Genomic DNA, 23,361 nt, shown 5'->3' on the forward strand with positions numbered 1-23,361 from the left:
CCCGTCGCCCCGCAGGCGCCCTCCGAGAGCACCTCTCCCGACACCGAGGACGCCCCCACCGGAAGCTGACACCCGACCACCCGCCCCGCTCGCGCGGGGGAACGCCGACGGCCCGGAGGACACTGTCCCCCGGGCCGTCGGCGTCGGTCAGCGCGCGTCGCGGCGGCGGCGCGTCACTCCGAGCGCGAGCGCTCCACCGGCGAGCAGGGCGAGAGCCGCCGCGGCGGTCCAGCCCGTCTCGACGCCGGTGCTCGCGAGTCCCGAGCCGGTCCGCGGAGGAACGGCGCCGGCCGGAGCGGGAGCCGGCGTGCGGGTCGGCTCGGCCGAAGGGTGCGCGGTCGGCGCCGTGGTCGGCTCAGCCGTCGGCCCCGGAGTCGGTACCGTCCCCGTCCCGAACACGGACGCCGCGGAGCCGAGCGATGCGAGCACCGTCTCGCCGTTCGCGTCGTCCACGCCGTCGTTGTCGGTCACCGCGAACACCTCGCCGGAGCCGGTGATCCCGAGGCCCTCGAGCTTCTCCTGGGTCCAGCCGTTCCCGGCCTGCAGCGCGGGCAGCACGTCGACCGCGAGCGTCTTCTCGAGCATCGGCAGCGTCTCGCCGACCGCCGCGCCGGCCTCCGTCGGCAGCGGCACCGTGTACACGGCCTTCAGCGCGGCGTCCGGCCCGTTGAGCTTGTCGCGCTCGATCACCGCGAGCGTGCCCGCGGGGGTCAGCGTGATCTCCGAGAGCCCGTTCCAGTCGCCGTCCGCCTCGGACACTGCCTCCAGCGGGTAGCCGAAGAAGCTCCAGCTGTCGGCGGCGACGTCGTAGCGCCCGATCCGGACCACTCCGTCGGCGTCGATCGAGGCCTCGCGCTGCAGCGCCGTCCAGACGATCTCACCGGCGGCGCCGTCCTCGAGGGTCACTCCCTCGAAGCCCTGCTTGCCCAGCGCGGTGGCGAGCTCCGCGGGCAGGGCGATCCGCTCGGTCACCGCGGCGTCCGCGTCGAGCCGCAGGAGCGCGTTGCCGTCGCCTGTCCCGCCCTCCGTCACGGCCCAGAAGCCGCCGTCGACGCGGGCGGCGATCCCCTCCAGATCCAGAGCGGCGGGCTCGCCGCCCTCGGTCACCGTGAGCGTCGTGTCGAGCAGCGCCGGCGAGACGGAGGTGTCGATCGAGTGGAGGGTGCTCGGCGCGTAGGCGCTGTCGCTCACCGCGTACAGGCGGTCGGGCGCCGCCGGGTCGGTCGAGAGGCCCGAGAGCGCACCCCAGGGCAGCGGCGATCCGTCGACGTCGGCCGACAGCACGGTCGGGAACGTGGGGGTGGAGGCGCCGAGCGCGTAGAGCTGCACGCTCGCGCGGACGGCGGCCTCGGCGTCGTCGGTCTCGCTCGAGACGACCAGCAGGTCGCGCTCGGGCAGGGCGAGCAGCCCCTCCGGACCCGGGGTCGACGGCAGCGCCTGCACGAAGCGCGGCGCGGTCGGCTCCGACACGTCGTAGACGGCCACGAAGTTGGCCCGCTCGGCGCCGACGAACACGTAGGGGACGCCGTCGAAGGTGGCCGAGAGCAGGCCCTCGGGCTCGGAGCCCTTCGCGTCGGAGCGCTTGTCCGGGTAGAGCCCGAGGCGCACCGCGAGGTGGTCGAACGAGTTCCCGGCGTCCCACTGCACGGCCCCGGTCGCGGCGTCGAGGATCGACCAGCCGCGCGTGCCGCCCTTCCAGTCGCCCTCGTTCGCGATCGCGACGTGGTCGTCGCCGACCCAGCCGATCGCGTCGGGCTCGCGCGGGACGTCGGTGATCGAGCCGGTCAGCGAGATCGAGTCGTCGTCGAGCGTGTCGATGCCGCTGACGGAGGCGGTGCCCGCGGTGTACGAGGCGGTGACGGAGCGGGTGGCCAGGTCGACGATCGCGACGGCGTTGTTCTCCTGCAGCGTCACGGCGACGGCCGTGTCGGCGGGGTTGATCGAGACGTACTCGGGCTCCGGGTCCGACGGGGTGTCGAGGCCGGCGAGACCGGTGAGGTCGACGTGCTCCGGCACCCAGGCGGAGGGGTCGCCCGCGAGGTCCATCACCACGAGCTCCCCGGCGGGCGCCTGCGGGAGGTCGCCCTCCTCGCCGCCCTCGGGGGCGAGGTCCTCGTCGCGCTGGTTCTCGATCGCGATGACCGCGGTCGAGCCGTCGGTGGTGACGTCGATGGAGTCGGGCTGGCCGCCGAGCTCGATGCTCGCGACGGGCGCGAGGTCGTCGGCGTGCAGCACGCTGACGTGGCCGGAGGGGTTCGCGAAGTCGCCGTCGCTCGTGTCGACCACCGCGAGCACGTACTCGCCGGTCGCGTAGACCGAGGTCGGCTCGCCGCCCACGCCGACGCCGCCGCGCGGCTCGGGGGCGTCGGGGTCCGAGATGTCGAGGACGTTGATGCGCTGCCCGGCGGAGTCCGTCGAGTAGACCAGGCGGCCGTCGGGCGACGCGCTCGAGATCTCGGCGACGGCGGAGTCGGCGGACGGGTCGGCCGCGTTGAAGTAGGCCGGCACCGTGGCGATGCGGGTGAAGAAGGAGTCGCCCGCCGCGGAGGCGGGCAGGGCCGCGGCTCCGAGGGTGCAGCCGGCGAGGGTGACGGTGAGGGCGAGGGCGGCGGTGCGGGTGCGGGTGCGGGTGCGGGTGTGACGAGAGGACACGGGTCTCCTGAGCGGCTTCGAAGGAACCCGCCCACGCTGGCCGCCCCCGGTGAACGCACCGCCGCCCGCAGGTGTCCGCCCGGCGAACGCGCGGTGGCGGAGCCGCGACCGGGCGGGGGTCTCGAGACGCCGCGTGCCGCAGTCCGCCGCACGGACGCCTCGAGATCCGCCAGGCGGCGTGGTCAGCGCGCGAGGCCCTCCGCGGCCGAGCCCCAGGAGCCGAGGGCCGCGCGCACGCGCTCGTCGCGCGCGAGCGTCAGCGCCTCCGCGTACCCCTCCTCCAGCACGTCGTCGAGCCGCACCCGCGCGCCCGTCTCGGAGGAGCGGACCGCCGCCTCCACCATCGCGAGGCTCCGCACGTTCGAGTGCACCTCGCCCGAGGGCACCGCCCCCGAGCCCAGCACCCGCACGAACTCCGCGAGCGAGCCCGCGATCTCCTCGGGCACGGGCTCGAGCGCGGCGGTCCGCACCGCCTCCGACTCGCGCGACTGCCACTCCGGAGCGCCGTCGCCGTCCCAGTGCGCGGTGCCGCCGGCCCCGTTCACGCGCCAGTCGCCGTTCCACGAGGTCTCGAGGCCGTCGGCGCACCAGCTGCCGGTGTAGCTGAAGCGCACTCCGCCGGAGAACTCGAACACGGCGCTCGCCGCGGCTCCGTCGGCGTACCAGCTCCAGCCCGGGTTGTACTCCTCGCAGTAGACCGCGACCGGGTCGCTGTCGAGCAGGTACCGCGCCGCGTCGAAGGCGTGGATCGCCATGTCGACCAGGAGCACGTGGTCCATCTCGTCGCGGAAGCCGCCGAAGCGGGGCGCCTTCGCGAAGTGCACGGAGGCGGTGCCCAGCTGCCCGAGCCCGGCGATCTGCTCGCGGAAGGCGGTGATCGCCGAGTAGTAGCGGCGCGACTGGCTGGTCATCAGGAGCCGGCCCGAGGCCTCGGCCGTCGCCGCGAGCACCAGCGCCTCGGCGATGGTCGGCGCGATCGGCTTCTCGGAGAGCACGGGCAGCCCGGCGAACAGCGCCTCCGAGCTGACGGGCAGGTGCGCCCGCGGCACGGTCACGTTGACCACGGCGTCGGCGCCGGAGCGCGCGGCGACCTCGGCGACGGAGGTGCCGACCGCGACCGGGCCGACCCCCTCCTCCTCCGCGGCAGCCGTGGCGAGGTCGACGTCGAGGTCGACCAGGCCGACGAGCTCGGCGTCCGGGGAGTCGCGGATGGTGCGGATCCAGGCGCGGCCCATCGCGCCGGCGCCGACCTGGACGAGGCGGACCGTCATCGGACGAGCGCTCCCTCGTAGTCCTGGCCGTTGTGGAAGTCCTCCGTCTCGTAGCGCTGCAGCACCGGGAGGCGGCGCTCGGGGCGCGAGGAGCGCACCCACTCGACGCCGTTCGCGATCACGCGGCGCACCTCGGCCTGGTGGTAGACGGGGTAGTCCTGGTCGCCGGGGGAGAAGAAGAAGATGCGCCCGTGGCCGCGCTTCCAGGTCATGCCGGAGCGGAAGACCTCGCCGCCCGTGAAGGTCGAGAGGAACACGAGCTCGTCGGGCGCCGGCACGTCGAAGAACTCGCCGTACATCTCCTGCTGCGGGATCAGGAAGGGGTGCGGGATCCCCTGGGCGATGGGGTGCGTGGGGTCGACGGTCCAGACCAGCTCGCGGTCCTGCTCCGAGCGCCAGCGCAGCGTGCAGGTGGTGCCCATGAGCTTGCCGAAGATCTTCGACCAGTGGCCGGAGTGCAGGACGACGAGGCCCATGCCCGAGAGGACGTGGCGCTGGACGCGCTCGACGATCTCGTCGGAGACGTCGCCGTGGGCCATGTGGCCCCACCAGACGAGCACGTCGGTGGCGTCGAGGACGTCCTCGGTGAGGCCGTGCTCGGGCTCGTCGAGCGTGGTGGTGGAGACGGTGGCGCGCTCGCCGAGGTTCTCGCGGATGCCGTCGGCGATCGTGCTGTGCATGCCGTCGGGGTAGATCGCGCGGACCTTCTCCTCGATCTGCTCATGGCGGTTCTCGCCCCAGACGAGGACGCGGACGGGGGAGGAGGGTGTGGTCACGGTGTTCCTTCTTCGACGGTGGAGACGGTGCGGCAGTGGGCGGCCCGACACGGGGTTAACCGCTTTACCGGCCGCGTCTCCTAGGATGCGGGAGACGTCCGCCCCGCGTCAACCACGGCCCGGCGGCGCGAGCGGAGGAGGCGCGGTGGCCACGATGAGGGATGTCGCGCGCCTCGCGGGGGTCTCGATCGCGACGGTCTCGTTCGTGGTCAACGACACCAAGCCCGTCTCGCCCGAGACCCGCGAGCGGGTGCGGGCGGCGATGCACGAGCTCGGCTTCCGGCCGCACGCCCTGGCCCGCGCCCTCGCGCGGCGCCGCTCGGGGATCGTCGCGGTCGTCTATCCGCTCGTGTCGAGCCGGCCGCTCAACACCGCCACCTCGTTCCTGCTCGGAGCCGCCGAGGCCGCGGCGGAGCAGGACCACTCGATCGTCCTGTGGCCGACGGTCGGCGGCTCCGACCGCCTCGCCGACCTGCGCGCCGACGGCCTGATCGACGGCGTCGTGCTGATGCAGGTCACCAGCGAGGACGAGCGCGTGCCGGTCCTGCGGGACTCCGGCACGCCCTTCGCCCTCATCGGGCGCACCCGCGACCCGTCCGCCCTCGACTGGGTCGACATCGACTTCGAGGGCATGGTCGAGGAGGCGCTCGGCCGGCTCGCCGTCCTGGGGCACGCGCGGGTGGCGCTCGTGCTCGGCCCGGACCGCGACGCCGCGGCCGACTTCGGCCCCTACGCGCGCACCCAGGAGGCGTTCGCACTCGCCTGCGCGGCCCGCGGCGTCGAGGGCGTGCTGCTGCGCTGCGAGGAGTCGCCCGCCGGCGGCCGCACCCTCGCCCGCTCGTTCGACCCCGCCTCCGCGACCGCCGTGGTGATCGTCAACGGGGGTGCCGCCGTCGGGTTCGCGCACGAGGTGCGGCACCGCGGGCTGCGCGTGCCCGAGGACCTCTCGATCGTCCTGCTCGCCTCCGACCCCGACGTCGCCGACCTGGCCGACCCGGCGCTCGACCTGCTCGTCGCGCCCGGCCGCGAGCTCGGCCGCCGCGGAGTGGAGGCGCTGCTCGCCCGCCTCGCCGACCCGGCGGCGCCGCTCCTCCAGGAGCGCATCGGCGGCCCGTGGCGCCCCGGCGGCTCGGTCGCCCCTCCGCGCTGACGGCCGGCGCCCCGGGAAGCCCCGGGAGCGCGCGCTACGGCACGATCGAGTCGATGTAGCCGCCGTCGACGCGCACGGCGGCGCCCGTGGTGGCCGAGGCGAGCGGGGAGGCGAGGTACGCCACCATGTGGGCGATCTCCTCCGGCTCGATGAGGCGCTTCAGCAGAGACTGCGGCCGGTGCAGGCGCATGAACTCGCGCTGCGCCTCCTCCCACGGGAGCTCGCGGTCGACCAGCTCGTAGACGAAGTCCTCGACGCCGCCCGTGTGGGTCGGCCCGGCGAGCACGCTGTTCACCGTCACCCCGGTGCCGGCGGCGGCCTTGGCGAAGCCTCGCGAGACGCCCAGCAGCGCGGTCTTCGACACTCCGTAGTGGATCATCTCGGCGGGCGTGACGACGGCGGAGTCGCTGCCGATGTAGAGGACGCGGCCCCACTCGCGCTCCATCATCCCCGGGAGGTAGGCACGGGTGAGGCGCACGCCGGTGAGCACGTTGACCTCGAAGTAGCGGCGCCACTCGTCGTCGTCGATGGAGAGCGCATCGGCGGAGCCGAAGATCCCGAGGTTGTTGACGAGCACGTCCACCTCCGCGGCCGCGCGCAGGAGGGAGGCCGTGCCCTTCTCCGTCGACACGTCGGCGGCGACTCCGCGCACCCGCGCCTCCGGCACCGCCGCGCCGACCGCCTCGATCGCCCGGCGGATCGACCGCTCGGAGCGGGCGTTCACGATCACCTCGGCGCCCGCCTCCGCGAGCGTCGTCGCGATGGCCAGCCCGATGCCCTGCCCCGACCCCGTGACGAGGGCCGTGCGCCCGGTGAGATCCAACCCGATCATGCTGCTCCGCTCCGCGCCGCCGCCCGCCGGCCGCGCTCGGGGTCGAGCATGCCACCGAGCCCTGACATCCGGCCCACTCCCGGCTGAGGACGCCCGCGGGTCGCCGCGGCATCGCTCGGAACATCGGAGACCGTTGCCAACCGGACACTCGTGCGTTACGGTCTAACCAATCGGCAATACGTATTACCCGCGGGTAGTAGGCCGATGACACAGACTGTCGACGAGGACGAGGCGGACGCGTGACCCCGATGCAAGCAGATGTCGCCGTGATCGGCGGCGGACTCGGAGGAGTGGCCGCGGCGATCGCCCTCGCCCGCAACGGCCTCTCGGTCGTGCTGACCGAGCAGTACCCGTGGCTGGGCGGCCAGCTCACCTCGCAGGGCGTCCCGCCGGACGAGCACACGTGGGTCGAGCAGTTCGGCGTCACCGCCGACTACCGGCGCCTCCGGGACGGCATCCGCGGCTACTACCGCCGCAACTACCCCCTCACCGCCGAGGCGATGCGCGACGACCGCCTGAACCCCGGCCGCGGACTCGTGAGCCGGCTCTGCGCCGAGCCCCGCGTCGCCGTCGCCGTGCTCGACGAGATGCTCGCCCCCTACCGCTCGAGCGGAGCGATCCGCGTCGTCACCGGCGTCGTCCCCTTCGCCGTCGACGGCGGCCCGGGCCGGATCGAGCGCGTCCTGCTGCGCGACGCGGTCTCGGGCGAGGAGCTCGCCGTCTCCGGACGGTACGTGATCGACGCGACCGAGACGGGGGAGCTGCTCCCCCTCGCGGAGGTCGACTACGTCACGGGGTCCGAGTCGCGCGACGAGCACGGCGAGCCCAGCGCTCCCGCCGTCGCCGACCCGATGAACGTGCAGGCCGTCACCTGGTGCTTCGGCTTCGACAGCGCGGACGGCGACCACACCATCGAGCGCCCGGCCGACTACGACTACTGGCACGAGTACGAGGTGCCGTTCTGGGGCGGGAAGCTCCTCTCCTTCACCGCGCCGAACCCGAGGACGCTGCGCCCCGAGACCCGCACGATGCACGTGAACGCCGTGGGCGACACCCGCACCGCGGACCAGCGCGCGCAGGGCGGGGACACCGACCTCTGGATGTTCCGCCGGATCCTCGCGACCGAGACCCTCCGGCCGGGCGCGCTCGACAGCGACATCGTGCTCGCGAACTGGCCGATGCTCGACTACCTCGACAGCTCGATCCTCGACGTGCCGGAGCCGGAGAAGCACCTCGCCGGCGCCCGCGCGCTCTCGCTGTCGTACTTCTACTGGCTCCAGACCGAGGCGCCCCGGCCCGACGGCGGCCGCGGCTGGCCCGGGCTCCGGCTCCGCGGCGACGTGATGGGCACCGCCGACGGCCTCGCGCAGGCCCCCTACATCCGCGAGTCCCGCCGGATCCGCGCGCTCACCACCGTGCGCGAGCAGGACGTCTCCGTCGCCGCCCGCGGGACGGGGAGCCCTGCGCGCTTCGACGACTCTGTCGGCGTGGGCATGTACCGGATCGACCTGCACCCGACCGCCGGAGGCGACAACTACCTCGACGTGGAGTGCTCGCCGTTCGAGATCCCGCTCGGCGCCCTCGTGCCGCGCACCCCGACGAACCTGCTGCCCGGGGGCAAGAACATCGGGACGACGCACATCACCAACGGCGCGTACCGCCTCCACCCCGTGGAGTGGAACATCGGCGAGGCCGTCGGCGAGCTGGCGGCCCTCGCCCTCGCCGAGGACCTGTCGCCCCACGAGATCGCCGCCGACCCCGCCCTCGTCGCCCGCCTGCAGGCGAGGCTCGAGTCGCGCGGCGTAGAGACCCACTGGCCCGACGTCGTCGGGTACTGACCGGGAACACCGAGAAGACCATTGGAGAAAGAGAGACGATGAGACCAGCGAAGAAGCTGATGGCCTCGCTCGCCGCAGTCGGAGTGATCGCCGCCCTCTCGGGCTGCGGCGCCGCCGGCGGCGGGGACGACTCAGCACCCGTCGCTCTGAGGATGTCCGTCTGGACCTCCGACGAGAAGCAGCTCGCCCTGTTCGACTCGATGGCCGACGAGTACATCGCCGACCACCCCGAGATCGAGTCCGTGACCTTCGAGTCCCTCCCGTTCGCGGACTACAACTCGACCCTGACCACGCAGGCCGCGGGCGGCAACGCCCCCGACCTCGCCTGGGTCGGCGACATCGCGAAGGACCTGATCGACGCCGGAGCGCTCGCTCCGCTGACCGAGACCTTCGAGGGGGCCGAGGGCTACGAGTACGACGACATCCTGCCCAGCGTGGCGCAGTCGTTCAGCCAGGACGGCGAGCTCTACGCGTACCCGTTCTCCAACTCGCCGTTCGCGCTGTACGTGAACCAGGACCTCATCGCGCAGGCCGGGCAGACCGTCGACCCCGCGACGCTCAGCTGGGAGGACGTCGACCGCATCGGCGCGGCCGTCAACGAGTCGACCGGCAAGGCCGGCTACATCATCCGCGACTTCGACTTCTCGGGCTGGCTGAGCCTCGCGAACCTCTGGGCGGGCTGGGGAGCCCAGCCGTGGAGCGACGACGGGACCCAGTGCACGATGGACTCGCCCGAGATGGTGGAGGCGTTCCAGTTCTTCCACGACTCGGTCTACGTCAGCGGCGCGACCCCCGGACCCGGCGTGACGGCGGACTTCTTCGCCGGCGACGCCGCGTTCACGACCGCGCAGGTCTCGCGGGCGAGCCTGCTCGACGGCTCGTTCCCGTTCGAGATCTACCCGCTGCCCGTCGGCCCCGCCGGCGAGTACGGCAACATCGGCCAGGCCGGCATGGCTGCGCTCGCAGGCGGCGACCACGTGGAGGAGGCGACCGGCTTCCTCTCGTTCATGACCAACCCGGAGAACTCCGCCAAGCTCGCGCAGTTCTTCCCGCCGCCCCGCGAGTCGCTGCTGTCCGGTGAGGAGCTGGCGAAGGTCAACACGCGCCTCAGCGCCGAGCAGCTCGACCGCGTCGTGGTCGACGAGCTCGCCGACGTGTCCGCCACCCCTCCGGTGACGAGCCCCGCCGAGATCACCTCGGTCGGCAAGACGGCGCTGGACCGCATGTGGTCGGCCGACGCCGACGTCGCCGAGGTGCTCGGAGGCGTCTGCGACGCCATCGCGCCCGTCCTCCAGGGGAAGTGATCCCGTGACCGCGACCTCGACGGACAGCCGCCGATCCGCTCTCGCCGGCGCCTACTGGAACCTCCGGCGCCGCGACGCGCTCGCCGGCTGGCTCTTCATCGCGCCCCAGCTGCTCGGTGTGATCGTGTTCGTGCTGCTGCCCGTCGGGCTCGCGGTCTGGTTCAGCCTCAACGAGTGGAACGTCTTCACCGGCTCCATGACCTTCGTGGGCGGCGAGAACTACGAGCGGGCGATCAACGACCCGAGCATCGGCGCGGTGCTCGGCACGACCGCGGTCTTCTCCGGGGGAGTGGTCGTCCTGAACCTCGCCCTCGGGCTGGGCCTGGCCGTGCTGCTCAACCGGAGGATCCCGGGCGGCGCCCTGTTCCGCACGCTCTTCTTCTCGCCCGTCGTCATCTCGGTGGTCGCCTGGACCCTCGTCTGGGGCTTCCTCCTCCAGGACAACGGCGCGATCAACGGCCTGCTCTCGCTGGTCGGCCTCGACGGGCCGAACTGGCTCCAGGAGGGACCCACCGCGATGGCGAGCGTCATCGTCACGCAGGTCATCCGCAGCGTCGGCGTCAACATGGTGCTCTTCCTCGCCGCGCTGCAGGGAGTGCCGGGCGACCTCTACGAGGCGGCCCGCCTGGACGGCGCGAGCCCCCGCGCGATCTTCTTCCGGATCACGCTCCCGCTCATCTCGCCCACCCTGCTCCTCACCGCCATCCTCACGATCGTCGGCTCGCTGCAGGCGTTCGCGCAGGTCGCCGTCCTGACCGAGGGCGGGCCGGAGCTGTCGACGACAGTGCTCGTCTACTACGTGTTCCAACAGGCCTTCGAGTTCAGCGACATCGGCTACGGCGCGACGCTCTCGCTGATGCTGCTCCTCTTCGTCCTGATCCTCACGGTCGTGCAGTGGCAGCTGCGCAGGAAATGGGTCTTCTATGAGAACTGACGCCGTCGTCGAGCAGGGGACCCCGCTCACGCCACGCCTCGAAGCCGTCCCGGAGCCGCCCGTCAAGCGCCGCCGCGGCCGCAGCCCGCTCATGACCGCCCTGCTCGTCGTGACGCTGATCCTGCTCGTGCTGCCGTTCGCGGTGCCGACGTTCTGGATGATCGCCTCGTCGTTCAAGCCGGTGAACGAGATCTTCTCGAACCCGCCGACCCTGCTGCCGGACTCGCCGAGCCTGGCGGGCTACGCCGAGGCGTTCCGGTTCCAGCCGTTCGCGCTCCAGTACTGGAACAGCCTCTACATCGCGGTCACGGTCACCGTGGTCACGCTGCTGGTGTCGAGCCTGGCCGGCTACGCCTTCGCCCGGATCCCGTTCCCGGGACGCAACGCGGTGTTCCTCGTCGTCCTGACCGGCCTGCTGGTGCCGACGGAGGTGACGATCATCCCGCTGTTCCAGATCTTCCGGCAGCTCGGCTTCATCGACACCCACGTGCCGCTGCTGCTGGTGCCGATGGTCGGAGCGCCGGCGGTGCTGGGCACGTTCATCATGCGGCAGTACTTCATCGCGATGCCCGGCGAGCTCGAGGAGGCCGCGCGCCTGGACGGCCTCGGCCGCTTCGGGATCTGGCGGCGCATCTTCCTGCCGCTGTCCAAGCCCGCGCTGTCGGCCGTCGCGATCCTGACCTTCCTCGGGTCCTGGAACATGTACCTCGAGCCGACGGTCTACCTGACCTCACCCGAGCTCTTCACCCTGCCCCAGGCGCTCACCCGCTTCACCGACGCCTACGGCGGGGAGATGTGGGACGTGCAGCTCGCCGCGGCGACGATGACGGTCGTGCCCGTGCTGGCCGTGTTCCTCCTCGCTCAGCGGCAGTTCGTGGAAGGGCTCGCGCACTCCGGTCTGAAAGGCTGACCCGGTGTTCACGGATCGCCCCCTCGCCGCCCTCCGCGAGTTCCGTGCGGAGGTCGCGGAGCCCGACGACTTCGACGCCTTCTGGCGGGCCACCCTCGCGCTCGGGCGGGAGGGCGGCCCCGCCGTGAGCGCCGCGCCGGTCGACGCGGGCCTCCCGCTGGTGCGGGCGCGGGACGTGCGGTTCCCCGGCTTCGCGGGCGAGCCGATCGCCGCCTGGCTGATGACCCCCGCGGTCGACCCGGGCGCCCCGCTCCCCGTGGTGATCGAGTACCCCGGGTACGGCAGCGGACGGGGCCGTCCGATCGAGCACCTCTGGATCGCCGCCGCCGGGTACGCGCACCTGGTCGTCGACGCGCGAGGCCAGGGAGCCGGCCGCCTCGCCCGCTCCGGAGCCACCCCCGATCCCCACGGCAGCGGGCCCGCCTACCCCGGGGTCACGACCCGCGGCATCGAGTCGCCCGAGACGTACTACTACCGGCGCCTGATCGCGGACGCGGCGCTCGCCGTCGACGCGGTGGAGTCGCTCCCCGGGCTGGACCCGGACCGCGTGTCGGTCTTCGGCGGCAGCCAGGGCGGAGCGCTCGCGACCGCCGCGGCGGCGCTGCGCCCCCGGGTGCGCGCCGCGATCGCCCTGGTGCCCTTCCTCTCCGACGTCCTCCGCGCCACGACCGTCACGAACGAGGCGCCCTACGTGGAGATCGTCCGCTACCTGGCGACCCGCCCCGAGGACCTCGACGCCGTCGAACGGACCCTCTCCTACGTCGACGGCGTCCACTTCTCGCGGCGCCTGCGCTGCCGGGTGCACCGCTCGGTCGGCCTGATGGACCCGATCTGCCCGCCCTCGACGGTCTTCGCCTCCCACAACGTCTCCGGCGGCGAGACGTCGATCGACGTGTGGCCGTACAGCGGGCACGAGGGCGGCGGGGTCGGCGACCGCGAGCGGGCGCTGGAGGTGCTGCGGGAGGTCCTCGGGTGACCGCGCGGGCGTGACCCCGCGTCTCAGGACGCCGGCGCCTCCTCCATCCCGAGCCGCATCGCCAGGTCCATGGCGCGCAGGCGGGCCGGCGAGACGTCGTAGGGCAGGCTCCGGATGATCTCGCCGGCGCTCCGGGCGCGGGAGCCCTGTGCGGGATCGGGGGCCGGCGCGGGGTCCTCGGGCGGGTGCGCCTCGTCCCACGCGTCGAAGATCGCCTCGTCCTCCTCGAGCTGACCGGACTCCTCGACGACGCGCATCAGCCGGGCCTCGAAGGCGTGCCGCTCCCGCGCCACCTGCTCCACCCGGGGGTCGTCCTCGGCGACCGTGTCGTCGAGGGCCTCCTCGGCGGCGTCGACGCGGTCGGCCTCCGCCCGCAGCGCCGGATCGGCGGCGAGGACGACGAAGCGGCCGGCCTGGGACACGGCGCCCAGCGGGCCGAACATCCGCTCGGTGACCAGCAGGGTGTCGAGGTCGGCCTGGCGCAGCGAGCCCTCGGGCGCACCCTCGAGGCGGCGCGAGACGATGTCGTCGAGCAGCCCCAGCCGGCCGCCGAGGGTCCGCATGCGCCGGACCGAGGCCCGCTTCCGCTGCAGCTCCTCCTCCTGCGCGGCGAGCGCGTCGTCCAGCCGCGCGAGGACGCCCGCGACCTCGTCCTCGCGGTCGGCGCTGTCCTCGGCGCCGGCCGGCGCTGCGACGGCGAAGGCGTCCCGGATGTCCTCGAGCGCGACCCCGGCGTCGGCCAGGCGGCGGATCCAGAGCAGCCGGATGATGTCGTCGTAGCCGTAGCGCCGACGACCGTCTCCGCCCCGCTCGCGCTCGGGGAGCAGGCCGAGCCGGTGGTAGTGGCGGATCGCCCGCGGAGTGACGCCGGCGAACGCGGCGGCGTCGCCGATCTGCACCTGGCGGGGCGGGGCGGGGAACGACTGCATGGGGGACCTCTCCGATCGGGACCTTGTGCATCGAGCAGACCACATGACGCAGGGGCAGGAGCAAGCCGACCCGGCCTGCTCCCGCCCCCTCGTCCCCTCGCGCTCAGCGCGCCAGGCGCACCGTCGCGATCTCGAACGGACGCAGCTCGAGGCGCACGTCGGCCGACTCCGCCTCGACGGAGCTCTCGATGCGGACCTGCTCGGTCGGGCGCTCCATCAGGTCGGTGCGGGTGACCGCCCGGACGGCGAAGGCGGCGCGGAGGGTCGCTGCGGCGCGGCGGCCGAGCGACTCGTAGAGCCGCACGATCACGTCGCCGCTCCCGTCGTCCGCCGCCTTCACGGCCTCGACGATCACCGAGGGGTCGTCGATCGACACCAGGGGAGCGACGGGCGCGGCACCGGTGAGCCTGCGGACCGGGGTGTTCAGCGCGTAGCCGGCCTCCACGGCATCGGGCAGATCGGCGCCGACCACGAGCGAGACGGCGAGGCGGTGGCGGCCCTGGTCGGCGTCCGGGTCGGGGAACAGCGGCGCGCGCAGGAGCGAGAGCCGGACCGTGGTCGTCGGGGTGCCGGCCGCGGCGCGGTCGCGGGTGATGTCGTGCCCGTAGGTGGAGTCGTTGACGACCGCGACGCCGAAGCCCGGCTCGCCGACGTGCACCCAGCGGTGCGCGACGGTCTCGAAGCGGGCGGCGTCCCACGTCGTGTTCACGTGGGTCGGGCGGTGCACGTGGCCGAACTGGATCTCGGACGTCGCCCGGTCCGAGAGCAGGTCGAGCGGGAAGGCGAGCTTGAGCAGCTTGCGGCGCTCGTGCCAGTCGATGTCGAGGTCGAGGTCGACGGCCGCCCGGCCGATCTGCAGCGAGACGGTCTGCACGACCGTGGAGCCGCCGAACGAGCGGGTGATCACGACCGCCGGCACCTCGCGGCCGAGCGGGTCGCTCACGGTGCCGGCGCGGACCGAGTCGACGCCGACGAGGTCCTCCACCGTGCGGCGGTAGTTGTCGTCGAGGTCCCAGGCGTCCCACTTGTTCGGGGTGTCGCGGTGGAGCTGGAGGAGCCCCGCGGCGGCGCCGGCGGGCACGACCTCCCGGCCGCTCGCGAGGTCCACGACCGACTCGAGGAGTCCGGAGGCGCCGATCCGCACCCGGACGAGCCCGTTGTCGAGGACATGGGCGTCGCCGTCGGAGCGGAGCGTCGGGGCCGAGTGCTCCGCGGCGGGGTCGGCCGCGGCCGCGCCGAGCGCCGGCACGCCACCGACGGCGAAGGGGGAGGAGTTCACCAGCAGCTCCGCGGAGCCCTCGCCGGCGAGGGCCCGGACGGCCTCGGCGATCATCTCCTCGATCCGCTGCGCGATGCGGGCGTAGTTCTCCTCCGCCTCGCGGTGCACCCAGGCGATGGAGGTGCCGGGCAGGATGTCGTGGAACTGCTGCAGGAGGACCGTCCGCCACATCTCACGCAGCTCGTCGGCCGGGTACGGGACCCCGGCGCGGACGAGGGCCGTGGTCGCCCACAGCTCGATCTCGCGGAGCAGGTGCTCGCTGCGGCGGTTGCCCTGCTTGGTGCGCGCCTGCGACGTGTAGGTGCCGCGGTGGAACTCGAGGTAGAGCTCGCCCGACCAGGTGGGCGCGTCCGGGTACTCGGCCTGCGCCTCCTCGAAGAAGCGGCGGGGCGTGGACAGCTCGACGGTCGGCGAGCCCTCGAGGCTGCGCGTGCGGCGGGCGGCCGCGATCATCTCGCGGTTGGGGCCTCCTCCGCCGTCGCCGTAGCCGAAGGGCACGAGCGACATGGTGCCGCTGCCCTTCTCGGCGTACTGGCGCTCGGCTCGGGCGAGGTCCTCGCCGGAGAGGTCGGAGTTGTAGAGGTCGACGGGCGGGAAGTGCGTGAACACGCGGGTGCCGTCGATGCCCTCCCACCAGAAGGTGTGGTGGGGCATCGTGTTGGTCTCGTTCCACGAGATCTTCTGCGTGAGGAACCAGCGCCCGCCCGCTCCGGCGATGATCTGCGGCAGCGCGGCGGAGTAGCCGAAGGAGTCCGGGAGCCAGACCTCCTCCGTGTCGATCCCGAACTCGTCGAGGAAGAAGCGCTTGCCCTCGAGCAGCTGGCGCACGAGCGCCTCGCCGCCGGGCATGTTCGTGTCCGACTCGACCCACATCCCGCCGACCGGCACGAAGCGGCCCGCGAGCACGTGGCCGCGGACGCGCTCGAACAGCTCCGGGTGGTCGCGCTTCAGCCACGCGTACTGCTGCGCGGAGGAGGCGGCGAAGACGAAGCCCTCCTCGCGCTCGATCAGGTCGCAGACGTTCGAGAAGGTGCGGGCCACCTTGCGGGCGGTCTCGCGGGCGGGCCAGAGCCAGGCGGAGTCGATGTGGGCGTGGCCGACGGCGTGCAGGTGGTGCGCGCTGGCCGAGGCGGGGCGCTCGAGGACCGTCCGCAGCGCCTCCCGGCCCGCGGCGGCGGTGCCGGACACGTCGTCCGGATCGAGGACGTCGACGGCGCGGTCGAGGGCGCGCACGATCTCGGCGCGGCGCTGGGAGGACTCGGGCAGCTGCCCGATCAGCCCGACGAGCACGGCCATGTCCTGCTCCAGCTCCCAGACCTCCCGGTCGAGCAGCCCGAGCTCGAGACGGCGGAGGCGGTAGAGCGGGTCGGACGGCAGGGCGCCGTCGGCGGGGCGGCCGCCGAGCGCCGTGGGGGTGAAGGACCAGTCGCCGGTGATGTTCGGGTTGGCGGCGGCCTCGATGTAGAGCTCGACCGTGCGGTCGCCCGCCTCGCGGCCGGGCAGCCGGTCGAGCGGGACCGACTGGTTGAACGGCTCGACGGCCTTCACGACCGTGCCGGTCGCGGTGAAGACGAGCCCCTCCGCCTCGAAGCCGGACTGGGCGCCGGTGTAGCCGAGGTCGACGACGAGCTCGGGCTCGCAGCCGTCGACGCCGACCCAGGAGGCGGGGATCTCGCCGCGCACGTGGAACCACACGGTGCCCCAGGGGGCGCCCCACGGCTCCCCGATGCGGGCGGGCGCGTAGGACGCGGCCCGCGCCTGGTCGAAGGGGACCGGCTCGCCCGGAGCGGTCCACGACTCGATCCCGAGCGGCTCGACCGCCCGGTGGATCGCCGGCCGGAGGCTCTCGGCGCGGAAGCGGGCGATGCGGGCTTCGATGCGGGTGCTGTCGTCATGCATGCGTTCTGGTGCTCGTTCCGTGTGCAGTGGGGGAGGGCGGTGGCGCGGAGGGCGCCGCCGCTCAGGGTCAGGAGGCGATGACGACGCGGTGCCCGTCGGGGAAGACGGCCACCTTCCGCCAGGTGTCGCCGGAGCGCTCCCAGCCCTCGTTGACCTGTCCGGCCGGAGGGGTCGGGATGGTCTCGGGGGCGCGGGCGACCGTGGTGTAGCCGGCCGCGCGCTCCACCCGGCCGCGGCCGAGCTCGAACGAGGTCAGGCGTCCGTCGTCGACGATCAGCGAGCCCTCGTCCACTCCCGCGGCGCCGCGCTCGATGAACGGGTTCACGAGGCGCGTCTGCGAGGAGTCGCTGCCCAGCACGATCGCCTTCTGCTGCGGGAAGCGGCCGAGGCTGAGCCCGTAGAAGCCGCCGAGGACGGTGAGGTTGCGCACCTCGAAGTCCGCTCCGCCGTTCGTCAGGCCGACGCCGAGGCAGTTCGCGCCCGAGGTCGGGAAGAAGTTCGGGTTCACGATCATGTGGCTCGTGCCGGCCTCGATCAGCACCTCCCAGCCGTCGCGGGAGCCCTCCGAGCGGAAGTTGATCAGGGTCAGGCCGGAGTTGACCGAGCGCCGGTTCTCGTTGCGGATCGACCGGAGGCCGACCGTGCCGCCGATGGCCTGGCAGTCGAGCAGCGTCATGTTCGTCGGCGCGAGGAGGAAGCCGCCGAGGCCGGGACTGATCGCCTCGACGTTGGTCATCGAGCCGCCGATGGAGGCCTTGCCCGAGTCCTCCACGCCCCAGCCGGCGGGGGCGACGATCTTGATCTTGTTCCAGGAGTTGGCGTACGAGTACTCGTCGTCGACGCCCGAGACGAAGGTGGCGCGCTCGCGGAAGATGCCCGACTTGCCGGTCTTCTGGATCCACAGGTTGCGGAACTCGCAGTTGACCAGCGAGCGCAGCGACATCCCGTGGCCGCCGGAGGGCGTGCCCGTCATCTCGAAGTCGGCGAGGACGACGCCGGTGGCCTTGTTGTTGTTGGCGGGGCCGGCCGCGTCGCCGGTCTGGCCGGAGACGGTGAAGATGTCGCGGGTCGAGCCCTCGATCTGGACGATCCTCGTCTGGCGCATGCCGGCGCCGACGATCTTCGGCCCGGCGTAGCCGTAGGGCGGCCCGTTCTCGGGCTGCACCGGGTAGCCGCGGTAGTCGACCGCGAGGCCCGTCACCCGGATCTCGCCGGCGGGGAGCGACACCTCGCCGCCCGGAGCGGTCATCGCCTTGTCGATGGCCGCCTGCACCGCGCGGGTGTTGTCTGCGCCGGCGCGGTCGTCCCAGCGGAACTCCTTGTCGAGCGGCGAGATCGGCCCCTCGGTGACGCTCAGGCGCTTCTTCTGCCCGGGAGCGTCGGCCGGGGGCGCGGCGGCGGCCGGAGTGGCGGCGCCGACGGCCCCTGCCGCGCCGGCGAGGGCGGCGGCGCCCCCGGCGAGGAAGAGGCGGCGCGAGTTGTCGGGCCTGCGCTGCGGATCGTGCTCGGGCTGCTGATCGGGCTTGTGCTGCCGATCGGGCCTCGGGGAGGCCGTGGTCTGGTTGTCTGGGTCTGCGGGATTCATCATCGTCGACGTTCCGCCCTCTCTCGCCCCGGATGGGCGTACGGCGATCCTTCGTCATCGGTAGCCTGAGGTCAAGACGTAATACCTATTACCAGGATGAAGCGGGGGTGTCCGGGTGCCGCGGATCACGCAGAAGGACATCGCGCGTCTCGCGGGAGTCAGCCAGACGACGGTGTCGTTCGTGCTCAACGACAAGGGCGAGCAGCTCGCCCGGGTCCCGGAGGCGACGCGGGCGCGGATCCTCAAGGCGATCCAGGAGACGGGGTACGTCGCCGACCCCATCGCGCGCCGCCTCAAGCAGGTCGGCACCGGCATGATCGGCGTCTACACCTACGAGAGCCTGTTCCCGCTCGACCGCGAGGACTTCTTCCATCCGTTCCTCGCCGGCATCGAGGAGGAGGCGCAGAACCGCGACATCGACCTCCTCCTGCTGACCAGCGGTCGCGTCGGCGGCCGTCGCGGCGGCCTCAGCGGCGGCACCACCCGGCTGCGCCTGGCCGACTCCTGCATCCTCCTCGGGCAGCGCATGCCCCGCGAGGAGCTCGAGTTCCTCAACGCGAGCGGCTTCTCCTTCGTCAGCATCGGCCGCCGCGACGACGCCGGCGGGCCCGTGCCCTACGTGGCCGCCGACTACGCGTCGATCGTCCGCGAGCTGATCTCCTGCGCGCGCGCCCTCGGCCACACCCGCTTCGCCTACGCCGGCCACGGCGAGGGCGTCGAGTCGTACACCGACCGCATGGCCGGCGCGCGGGCCGAGCTCGGCGACGGCTTCCTCCACCTCGTGCCGGGGCCGGAGGCGTCGCCGCGGGAGTGGATCCGCCGGATCGCCGCCGAGGGCGTCACGGTCGTCCTCGCCGAGCAGGAGGAGCAGTTCGTCCTCCTGCAGGAGGCCGCCGAGGCCGAGGGGGTGGCGGTGCCGGGCGACCTGTCGCTGGTGTCGCTCTCCGGATCGGCCGACCGCACCGGCTGGCAGGCCGGCTTCGAGCTGCCCCGGCGCGACATGGGCCGCCGCGCCGTGCAGATCCTCATCGAGGGCGACCCCGCGCGACGGGAGCAGCAGCTCCTCCGCTGCACGCTCGTCGACGGCGCCTCCCTGGCCGCGGCCCCGGCCTGACCGCTCAGCCCTGACCGCTCGGCCCTGACTGGCCGGGCTCAGCCCGAGTGGTGGCGCCCGATCGGCAGCACCAGCGGCGTCCGCGAGACCGGGTCCTCGATCACGCGCGACTCCATCCCGAACACCGCGCGCACCGTCTCCGGCGTCACCACCTCGGCGGGCGTGCCCGAGGCGTACAGGGCTCCGTCGCGCACGGCGACGAGGTGGTCGGCGTAGCGGGCGGCGAGGTTGAGGTCGTGCAGCACGATCACGATGGTCGTCCCGCGCGAGCGGTTGAGGTCGGTGAGCAGGTCGAGCACCTCGACCTGGTGCGACACGTCGAGGTAGGTCGTCGGCTCGTCCAGGAGGAGCACGTCGGTCCGCTGGGCGAGGGCCATCGCGATCCACACCCGCTGGCGCTGCCCGCCCGAGAGCTCGTCCACGGGGCGGTCGGCGAGCTCGAGCGTGCCGGTGTCGCGCAGCGCCTCCTCGACGATCGCGTCGTCGTCCGATCCGGAGCCGCGGCCGAAGAGGCCCCGGTGCGGGTAGCGGCCCCGGGCGACCAGGTCCGAGACGGCGATCCCCTCCGGCGCGATCGGGGTCTGCGGCAGCAGCCCCACCTGCTGCGCGACCTGGCGCGTCGGGAGCCGGTGGATCGCGCGCCCGTCGAGCAGGACGCTCCCCGAGCGCGGGGTGATCAGCCGCGCCATCGCGCGCAGGAGCGTCGACTTGCCGCAGGCGTTCGCGCCGACGATCACCGTGATCCGGCCGGGCGGCACGGCGAGCGAGAGCCCGTCGACCACGACGCGCTCGTCGTAGGCGAGGGTGACCGCGTCGGCGGAGAGGGTGGGCGGGGCGTCGGTCACAGGGAGCCTCCGGAGCGGTTGCGGCGGGCGAGGAGCCAGAGCAGGAAGGGCGCGCCGAGGGCGCCGGTGACGACGCCGACCGGGAAGCGCGCGCCCGAGAACAGCGCGCCGACGACGTACTGGGCGAGCAGGTCGGCGGCGAGCACCACGACCGCGCCGACCAGGGCGGAGGGGATCAGCAGCGTGCGCGCGCTCGGCAGGATCCGCCGCGCGATCGGCCCCGAGACGAAGGCGACGAACGCGATCGGGCCGGTGGCGGCGGTCGCGACGGCCACGAGGCCGACTCCGACCGCGAGCAGTGCCAGCCGGCTGCGCCGCACGTCGAGTCCGAGCGCGGTCGCCGACTCGTCGCCGAGCTGCAGCACGCCGAGCCGGCCCGAGAGCAGCAGCGCCAGCGGCACCAGCACGAGCATCGTCAGCGCGAGCGGCGGGACGGAGGGCCAGGCGGCCGAGTTGAGGCTGCCGGTCAGCCAGCGCAGCGACTCCTGGACGTCCTCGAAGTCGGCGCGGGTCTGCACGTAGGCGATCACGCTCTGGAACATCGCCGCGACGCCGATGCCGATGAGGATCAGCCGCGCCCCGATCACTCCGCCGCCCTCGGCCAGCCCGGCGATGATCAGGGCCGTCGCGAGCCCGGCCGCGACCGCGATCACCGAGACCGCGCCGCCCGAGAGCCCGAAGAACGCGATCGCGACGACGGCCGCCGCGCTCGCCCCCGACGTGATGCCGATGATGTCGGGGCTGGCGAGGGCGTTGCGCAGCATCGTCTGGAAGATCACGCCGCCCATCCCGAAGCCCACGCCCACCAGGACGGCCGTGATGGTGCGCGGCAGCCGCAGCGTGCCCACGGTGAAGGAGGCGCCCGGCACGGTCTCGCCGAGGATCACGCGGACGACCTCCGGCACCGAGTAGACCGTGCTGCCGACCGTGAGCGAGACGACGACGAGCGCCAGCACGAGCACCGCGAGGACCGCGCAGCCGATGACCGTGCGCCGACGGCGCAGCGTGCGGCCGGCCGCGATGCCGACCGCGGCGGGCGCCTCCGCGGTCCTCACAGCGCCCGCACCTTCGAGCGGCGCACGATCGCGATGAGCACCGGGGCGCCGATCAGCGCGGTCACGATGCCCACCTCGACGTCGCTCGGCCGGGCGACCACGCGGCCGACCACGTCGGCGACGAGCAGCAGCAGGGCGCCGAGCAGAGCGGAGGAGGGCAGCAGCCAGGCGTGCGCGGGGCCGGTGACGCGGCGGGCGAGGTGCGGGACGACCAGGCCGATGAATCCGATCGGTCCGGCGATCGCGGTCGCGGCGCCGCAGAGCAGCACGGCCGCGAGCCCCGCGACCAGGCGGATGCGCCCCACGCGCCGGCCGAGGCCGGTCGCCAGGTCGTCGCCGAGCGCCAGGGCGTCGAGCCCTCGCGCGCTGGACAGGGCCAGCACCGCGCCGACCGCGAGGAACGGGAGGACCTGCAGGATGCTCGCGGTCTCGGCGCCGCCGACTCCGCCGACCTGCCAGAAGCGGAAGCGGTTCAGCGTGGTCTCCTGCGTGAGCAGGACGGCGCTGATGAGGGAGGTGAGCGCGGCGGCGGTGGCGGCTCCGGCGAGGGCGAGCTTCAGCGGAGTGGCGCCCTCGCGGCCGAGCGACGCGACCGCGTAGACGAACGCCCCGGCGGCGGCGGCTCCGAGGAACGCGAGCCAGATGAACTGCGGCAGGCTCGTCGCGCCGACCCCGGCGATCCCGAGCACGACCGCGAGCGAGGCGCCGGAGTTGAGGCCGAGGATGCCCGGATCGGCGAGCGGGTTGCGGGTCAGGCCCTGCATCACGGCTCCGGCGAGCCCGAGCGCGGCGCCGACCAGGATCGCGAGGACCGTCCGCGGCACCCGCCCCTGCACCGCCGCGTCGACGATGGACGCCGGATCGGGCGAGGTCAGCGCCGGCCAGACCTCGCCGAGCGGGATCTCGCGGGAGCCGTACACGAGCGAGAGGACCGAGGCGACGGCCAGCGCGACGAGGGCGACCGCCAGCGCGGTCGCCCTCGTCTTCCGGGTGGGTGCGGTGCGGGTCACGACACCTTGTCGGCGGCCGCGGCGAGGCCGGCGGTGTACTCGTCGAGCACCCACGGGATGCTGAGCAGGTTCGGCGACGAGGTGGCCATGGCGGCGGACGAGCCGTCCTCCAGCACGTAGACGGAGCCGCGCTCGACGGCAGGGATCTTGGAGAGCAGCGGGTCGGCCTGCAGTGCGGCGAGGGTCGTGTCGTCGCCGTAGACGACGAGCACGTCGGCGTCGAGCTGGTCGGCGTTCTCCGAGCTGATGGTGCCGCTGAACGCCTCCGAGTCGCCGGAGAGCTCGGCGACGCTCGGGGCGACGTCGAGACCGAGGTCCTCGACGAACTTCACGCGCGCGTCGTTCGGCGTGTAGTAGGTGAAGGTGCTCGCGTCGGTCGGGTCGTACCAGCCGTACATGAACGTGGTGCCCGCGAGCTGCGGGTAGGACGCGGTGGTCTGCGTGATGTCGCTCTCGATCTCGCCGACCTTCGCGACGGCCTCGTCCTCGAGGCCCAGCGCGGCGCCGTCGAGCTTCGCGGAGTCCTGCCAGGTCGTGCCCCAGGGCAGGCCCGGGTAGGCGACGGTGGGGGCGATCTGGCTGAGGGTGTCGTAGTCCTGCCGGGTGATGCCGGAGTAGGCCGAGAGGATCACGGTCGGGCTGAGGTCCGAGATCGCCTCGAAGGGCACGCCGTCGGTCTCGTCGAACAGGGTCGGGGTCTCGGCGCCGGAGGCGTCGAGCGCCTCCTTCGTCCACACCAGCAGGCCGTCGCCGTCCTCGTCGCCGTAGGAGGCGCGGGTGAAGCCGACCGGGGTCACACCCAGCGCGAGCGCCACGTCCTGGTTGGTCCAGCTCGTCGCGACGACGCGGTCGGCCGACTCGACGGTGGTGCTGCCGAAGGCGTGGTCGACGGTGACGGGGAAGCCCTCGCTGCTCTCGGCGGCGCTGCTCTCGGACGTGCCCTCGGAGCCGACGTCGGCTCCGAGGGCACGTCCGAGAGCAGCGCCGCCGAGAGCAGCGAGG

General features: G+C 73.4%; 18 protein-coding genes. 7 read left to right on the forward strand and 11 right to left on the reverse strand.

Features of this window, described 5'->3' with window-relative positions; genetic code table 11:
• Nucleotides 1-147 precede the first annotated feature (147 nt).
• The 3 genes from C5C39_RS15840 to C5C39_RS15850 all read right to left on the reverse strand — a co-directional run bounded on the left by C5C39_RS15840 (nt 148) and on the right by C5C39_RS15850 (nt 4,699).
• The gene (locus tag C5C39_RS15840; protein ID WP_104353834.1) at nt 148-2,652 is read right to left on the reverse strand and encodes an esterase-like activity of phytase family protein; all 2,505 of its coding nucleotides are present in this window, start codon (nt 2,650-2,652) and stop codon (nt 148-150) included.
• Nucleotides 2,653-2,834: 182 nt separating this feature from the next.
• The gene (locus C5C39_RS15845; RefSeq protein ID WP_104353835.1) at nt 2,835-3,923 is read right to left on the reverse strand and encodes a Gfo/Idh/MocA family protein; all 1,089 of its coding nucleotides are present in this window, start codon (nt 3,921-3,923) and stop codon (nt 2,835-2,837) included.
• Entirely contained in the window at nt 3,920-4,699 is a 780-nt protein-coding gene (locus tag C5C39_RS15850) for a ThuA domain-containing protein (protein WP_104224317.1), read from the reverse strand. The genes C5C39_RS15845 and C5C39_RS15850 overlap by 4 nt, the downstream gene beginning before the upstream one ends.
• Before the next feature lie 154 nt (nt 4,700-4,853).
• Between C5C39_RS15850 and C5C39_RS15855 the strand changes: the two genes are divergently transcribed.
• Nucleotides 4,854-5,849 (forward strand): LacI family DNA-binding transcriptional regulator, encoded by a 996-nt coding sequence (locus C5C39_RS15855; protein ID WP_258075864.1) that lies wholly within the window; start codon nt 4,854-4,856, stop codon nt 5,847-5,849.
• Between the two features lie 34 nt (nt 5,850-5,883).
• On the opposite strand, the gene C5C39_RS15860 is transcribed toward C5C39_RS15855, so the two are convergent.
• Complete coding sequence (locus C5C39_RS15860) at nt 5,884-6,678, reverse strand: SDR family NAD(P)-dependent oxidoreductase (RefSeq protein WP_104224325.1); 795 nt, start codon at nt 6,676-6,678, stop codon at nt 5,884-5,886.
• A 251-nt stretch (nt 6,679-6,929) separates the two neighbouring features.
• Between C5C39_RS15860 and C5C39_RS15865 the strand changes: the two genes are divergently transcribed.
• From C5C39_RS15865 to C5C39_RS15885, 5 genes are read left to right on the forward strand one after another with little or no spacing between them, the layout of a single operon-like run.
• Complete coding sequence (locus C5C39_RS15865; protein WP_104353843.1) at nt 6,930-8,519, forward strand: FAD-dependent oxidoreductase; 1,590 nt, start codon at nt 6,930-6,932, stop codon at nt 8,517-8,519.
• Between the two features lie 38 nt (nt 8,520-8,557).
• Nucleotides 8,558-9,823 (forward strand): sugar ABC transporter substrate-binding protein, encoded by a 1,266-nt coding sequence (locus tag C5C39_RS15870; protein WP_104353837.1) that lies wholly within the window; start codon nt 8,558-8,560, stop codon nt 9,821-9,823.
• 4 nt (nt 9,824-9,827) lie between these two features.
• The gene (locus C5C39_RS15875) at nt 9,828-10,757 is read left to right on the forward strand and encodes a carbohydrate ABC transporter permease (protein ID WP_104353838.1); all 930 of its coding nucleotides are present in this window, start codon (nt 9,828-9,830) and stop codon (nt 10,755-10,757) included.
• Entirely contained in the window at nt 10,747-11,667 is a 921-nt protein-coding gene (locus C5C39_RS15880) for a carbohydrate ABC transporter permease (protein ID WP_244229554.1), read from the forward strand. The genes C5C39_RS15875 and C5C39_RS15880 overlap by 11 nt, the downstream gene beginning before the upstream one ends.
• 4 nt (nt 11,668-11,671) lie before the next feature.
• Nucleotides 11,672-12,643, forward strand: a complete 972-nt coding sequence (locus C5C39_RS15885; RefSeq protein ID WP_104353839.1) for an acetylxylan esterase — start codon at nt 11,672-11,674, stop codon at nt 12,641-12,643.
• A 23-nt stretch (nt 12,644-12,666) separates the two neighbouring features.
• Here the strand turns inward: C5C39_RS15885 and C5C39_RS15890 are convergent, their stop codons facing one another.
• The 3 genes from C5C39_RS15890 to C5C39_RS15900 form a co-directional block, all read right to left on the reverse strand.
• Nucleotides 12,667-13,572, reverse strand: coding sequence for a MerR family transcriptional regulator (locus tag C5C39_RS15890; RefSeq protein WP_219813354.1), 906 nt, complete (start codon nt 13,570-13,572; stop codon nt 12,667-12,669).
• 103 nt (nt 13,573-13,675) lie between these two features.
• Nucleotides 13,676-16,750 carry a glycoside hydrolase family 38 C-terminal domain-containing protein gene (locus C5C39_RS15895; protein WP_104353841.1) on the reverse strand — a complete coding sequence of 1,025 codons (3,075 nt, stop codon included), beginning with the start codon at nt 16,748-16,750 and terminating at the stop codon, nt 13,676-13,678.
• Between the two features lie 67 nt (nt 16,751-16,817).
• Nucleotides 16,818-18,338: a hypothetical protein gene (locus C5C39_RS15900; protein WP_104234018.1), complete on the reverse strand. Its 1,521-nt coding sequence runs from the start codon at nt 18,336-18,338 to the stop codon at nt 16,818-16,820.
• A gap of 112 nt (nt 18,339-18,450) precedes the next feature.
• Here C5C39_RS15900 and C5C39_RS15905 point away from each other — a divergent pair, with 112 nt between their 5' ends.
• The gene (locus C5C39_RS15905; RefSeq protein WP_104227154.1) at nt 18,451-19,449 is read left to right on the forward strand and encodes a LacI family DNA-binding transcriptional regulator; all 999 of its coding nucleotides are present in this window, start codon (nt 18,451-18,453) and stop codon (nt 19,447-19,449) included.
• 38 nt (nt 19,450-19,487) lie between these two features.
• On the opposite strand, the gene C5C39_RS15910 is transcribed toward C5C39_RS15905, so the two are convergent.
• The 4 genes from C5C39_RS15910 to C5C39_RS15925 form a co-directional block, all read right to left on the reverse strand.
• Nucleotides 19,488-20,294 (reverse strand): ABC transporter ATP-binding protein, encoded by an 807-nt coding sequence (locus C5C39_RS15910; RefSeq protein WP_104297731.1) that lies wholly within the window; start codon nt 20,292-20,294, stop codon nt 19,488-19,490.
• Nucleotides 20,291-21,349 (reverse strand): iron chelate uptake ABC transporter family permease subunit, encoded by a 1,059-nt coding sequence (locus tag C5C39_RS15915; RefSeq protein WP_104261585.1) that lies wholly within the window; start codon nt 21,347-21,349, stop codon nt 20,291-20,293. The genes C5C39_RS15910 and C5C39_RS15915 overlap by 4 nt, the downstream gene beginning before the upstream one ends.
• On the reverse strand, nt 21,346-22,359 hold the full coding sequence (locus tag C5C39_RS15920) for an iron ABC transporter permease (protein ID WP_104224306.1): 1,014 nt from the start codon (nt 22,357-22,359) through the stop codon (nt 21,346-21,348). The genes C5C39_RS15915 and C5C39_RS15920 overlap by 4 nt, the downstream gene beginning before the upstream one ends.
• Nucleotides 22,356-23,361: iron-siderophore ABC transporter substrate-binding protein (locus C5C39_RS15925; protein ID WP_104353842.1), on the reverse strand; the 1,006-nt coding region annotated here is incomplete at its 5' end. The genes C5C39_RS15925 and C5C39_RS15920, both read right to left, overlap by 4 nt.

The sequence above is a fragment of the Rathayibacter sp. AY1F3 genome, from assembly GCF_002931975.1.
Lineage (GTDB): Bacteria > Actinomycetota > Actinomycetes > Actinomycetales > Microbacteriaceae > Rathayibacter.